Raw genomic sequence first — 3217 nt, 5'->3', positions numbered from 1 at the left:
GTTTTTCTTCGTCTAGGCAGTCCCGCCCCCTGAGCCCGCTGCCCTACGGTTTTCCGGCAACAGCCGGCGAGCAAGTGCGCGCGGGCCCAGTCGCCGCGCTGGAAACCGGGCGCGGGACTGCCTAGACGAAGAAAAACACCTCGGACACTCCATGCTGCACGGGAAGAGAATCGCCGTCGTCCTGCCGGCCTACAATGCCGCCGCCACCCTGCGGCGCACCTACGCCGAGATCCCCCTCGACATCGTCGACGACGTCATCCTGGTCGACGATGCCAGCCGCGACGAGACTGTGGCGGTCGCGGCCGAGCTCGGCATCGCGACGGTCCGGCACGCCCGCAACTGCGGTTACGGCGGCAACCAGAAGACCTGCTACCGCACGGCGCTCGCCCGCGGCGCCGACATCGTGGTGATGCTGCACCCGGACTACCAGTACGCGCCGCGCCTCGTCACCGCGATGGCCTCGATGATCGTCTCGGGCGAGTACGACGCGGTGCTGGCCTCGCGCATCCTCGGCAAAGGGGCGCTGGTGGGCGGCATGCCGCTCTACAAGTACGTCGCCAACCGCGGCCTCACCTTCGTGCAGAACCTGCTGATGGGCCAGAAGCTGTCGGAGTACCACAGCGGCTACCGGGCCTGGAGCCGGACGGTGCTGGAGGGCCTCGCCCTCGACCGCTGCTCGGACGACTTCGTGTTCGACAACCAGATGCTGGCCCAGGCGATGGACGCGGGCTACCGCATCGGCGAGATCTCCTGCCCGACCCGCTACTTCCCCGAGGCCTCCTCGATCAACTTCCGCCGCAGCGTCGTGTACGGCCTGGGCGTGCTCAAGACCTCCCTGGTCTACCGGCTGCACCGCTGGGGCCTGCGGGCCGACCCGCTGTTCGGCGCCGCCCCCTCCGACGCCGTGCGGGTGCAGCCGTGATGCGCCGCGCCCTGATCGTCCTCGCCCTCGCCGCCCTCGCGGGGCTGCCCTTCGGCCTCGGCCTCGTGGCGCCCGGCACGCCGGGGGACGTGGTCGCGTGGCTCGGCGCCCTGTGCGAGCGCCAGGGCGCCGCCGGCCCGGTGGTGCTGGTCGCCGCCCAGACCCTGATCGCGGCGAGCGGCGTGCTGCCGGCCTCGCTCCTCGGCATCGCCGCCGGCACGCTGCTCGGCACCGGCCCGGGCTTCGCCGCGGCCGCCGCCGGCACGATGGCGGGCGCCCTCCTGAGCTTCTGGATCGGCCGCGCGCTGCTGCGCGGGCGCGGGTCCGGCTTCCTCGCCCGCAGCCGTTGGGCCGCCACCCTCGACCGCTCGGTGGCGGCGGAGGGCTGGCGCCTCGTCTGCCTGATGCGGCTCTCGCCGGTGATGCCCTTCGCGCCGACGAGCTACGCGCTGAGCCTCAGCAGCGTGCGCCTCGCCGACTACCTCATCGGCACCCTGGCGGCCCTGCCGGCGCTCCTCGCCTACGTGCTGCTCGGGGCGCTGGGACGCACCGCGCTCGCCGGCGAGGCCGAGTGGCTGCGCGGGGGCGTCCTCGTCCTGGGGCTCGGCGCCACGGTGCTGCTGCTGCGCAAGCTGCGGAGCCTCGCCGGCACGGTCGCGGCCGCGGGCGCGCTGGCGGGAGAGGCACCCCTCTCCATCGAGGGCGAGCAGCGGTGACCGGCCGCCTCGGCTGGGCCGGGCCGCGGCCCTGGCTCGTCGCCTTCGCCCTCCTCGGCCTGCCGCTCTGCCTCGCCCTCGCGCTCATCGTGCCGTTCGGCGAGGTGGCGGACGAATCCGCCCACATGCTGCGGGCGGTGGCCCTCCTCGACGGCCAGGTCGTCGGCCACCGGGAGACCGTGACCTATTCCGACGGCGTCGCCCGGCCGGCGGCCGGCGTCACCCTCGACCCCGCCTGGGAGGTCCTGAGCCGCGGCCGCCCGCCGGCGCCGCATGCCAACCCCGTGCCGGAGCCGATGCCGGCGCCCGGCGCCCCGGCCTTCCTGCCGCTCTACACCATCGGCACCTACTTCCCGGGCTTCTACGTCCCGGCCGCCCTCGGCATCGGCGCCGGGCAGGTCCTGGGGCTCGACCACGCCGGGGCGGCGGTGCTCGGACGGCTCGCCAACGCGGCGGCCTACGGCGCGCTCGCGCTCCTGGCGCTCGCGCTGGCGCGGCGCAGCCGGGCCCTGCTGTTCGGGGTCCTGGTGCTGCCGATGAGCCTGTCCCTCGCGGCCTCGTTCAACCAGGACGCCCTGATGATCGCCGCGTGCGCCCTCGCCGCCGCGCTCCTCACCGGGGACGCAGCCTGGCGCCGGCCCCTCGCCGCGAGCCTGATCGCCCTCGTGGTGCTGGCCAAGCCCCCCTACGCCGCGATCGCCGCCATGCTGCTGGTGCCGCTGCCGCCGCGCTTCTGGGGAAGCCCGGTCTTCTGGCGCCGGGTGGGGGTCGCGGTGCTGGTGGTGCTGCCCGGGGCGCTCTGGATCCTCTACACCACGACCAGCGTCGCGACGCCGGTGCCGCGCCTCGCCTACGAGGCCGGCCCGCTCTGGACCGGCCCGCGCCCGGCCCAGTTCCTCGGCACCGACACGCGGGCGCAGGCCCAGGTGCTCCTCTCCGATCCCGCCCTGCTCCTCAGCCTGCCGGCGAACTGCCTGTTCGGCCTCAAGCGCGCCCTGCTCCTCGCCGCCGGCGCGGTCGGCATCTTCGGCTGGCTCGACAAGCCGCTGCCGGTCCCGGTCTACGCCGCCTGGGCGGCCGGCGCGGTCGGGCTCGCGCTCCTGGTCGGGCCGACCGTCCGGTCGCGCCGGATGGACCTGGCGCTGCTCGCCTTCGCGGCCCTCCTCACCGCCTGGCTCGTCGCGCTGTCGCAGTACCTGTCCTGGACCGATGTCGGCGAGGTGCGGATCTACGGCCCGCAGGGGCGCTACTTCCTGCCCCTGATCCCGATGCTCGCCCTCGCCTTCGAGCGCAGGCCCGCCGACGGCCTCGCCCCCCGGACGCGCTGGGCCTTCGCCCTGGTGGCGGCGATCGCGGTTCTCGACCTCGCGGTGGTGCCGCTCGCCGCCTCAAGGATGTATTGAGGGCGCCGCCGACGCCCCTTGCCGGGACGGGCCGACCGAGTCACACGCCGGATCGCGCGCGTCTCGTCCCGGATGCTTCCCCGTGCAGCCCTGCACCGGTCAGGGAGAGGAGGAACCCGCGCCGGCTCGTCCCTGCACAAGGACCGCATGACCCCCTCCCCTTCCCCCCTGAGTTC

General features: G+C 74.7%; 3 protein-coding genes. All 3 read left to right on the top strand.

Translation table 11 applies throughout. From position 1 onward, the window contains the following. The first annotated feature begins 151 nt into the window (after nucleotides 1–151). From VQ02_RS30770 to VQ02_RS30760, 3 genes are read left to right on the top strand one after another with little or no spacing between them, the layout of a single operon-like run. Complete coding sequence (locus VQ02_RS30770) at nucleotides 152–922, top strand: glycosyltransferase family 2 protein (protein ID WP_048448063.1); 771 nt, start codon at nucleotides 152–154, stop codon at nucleotides 920–922. Next, on the top strand, nucleotides 922–1638 hold the full coding sequence (locus VQ02_RS30765; RefSeq protein WP_053080618.1) for a VTT domain-containing protein: 717 nt from the start codon (nucleotides 922–924) through the stop codon (nucleotides 1636–1638). The genes VQ02_RS30770 and VQ02_RS30765 overlap by 1 nt, the downstream gene beginning before the upstream one ends. Then, nucleotides 1635–3041, top strand: coding sequence for a DUF2142 domain-containing protein (locus VQ02_RS30760; RefSeq protein WP_048448062.1), 1407 nt, complete (start codon nucleotides 1635–1637; stop codon nucleotides 3039–3041). The genes VQ02_RS30765 and VQ02_RS30760 overlap by 4 nt, the downstream gene beginning before the upstream one ends. The last annotated feature ends 176 nt before the right edge of the window (nucleotides 3042–3217 follow it).

This window comes from Methylobacterium variabile, from assembly GCF_001043975.1.
GTDB classification, from domain to species: domain Bacteria; phylum Pseudomonadota; class Alphaproteobacteria; order Rhizobiales; family Beijerinckiaceae; genus Methylobacterium; species Methylobacterium variabile.
This window is presented reverse-complemented; position numbering and strand designations above follow the sequence as displayed.

Excerpts from the sequence above, each read along its gene's own strand:
- VQ02_RS30770 (WP_048448063.1), top strand. The coding sequence starts at position 152 with ATGCTGCACGGGAAGAGAATCGCCGTCGTCCTGCCGGCCTACAATGCC.
- VQ02_RS30765 (WP_053080618.1), top strand. The coding sequence starts at position 922 with ATGCGCCGCGCCCTGATCGTCCTCGCCCTCGCCGCCCTCGCGGGGCTG.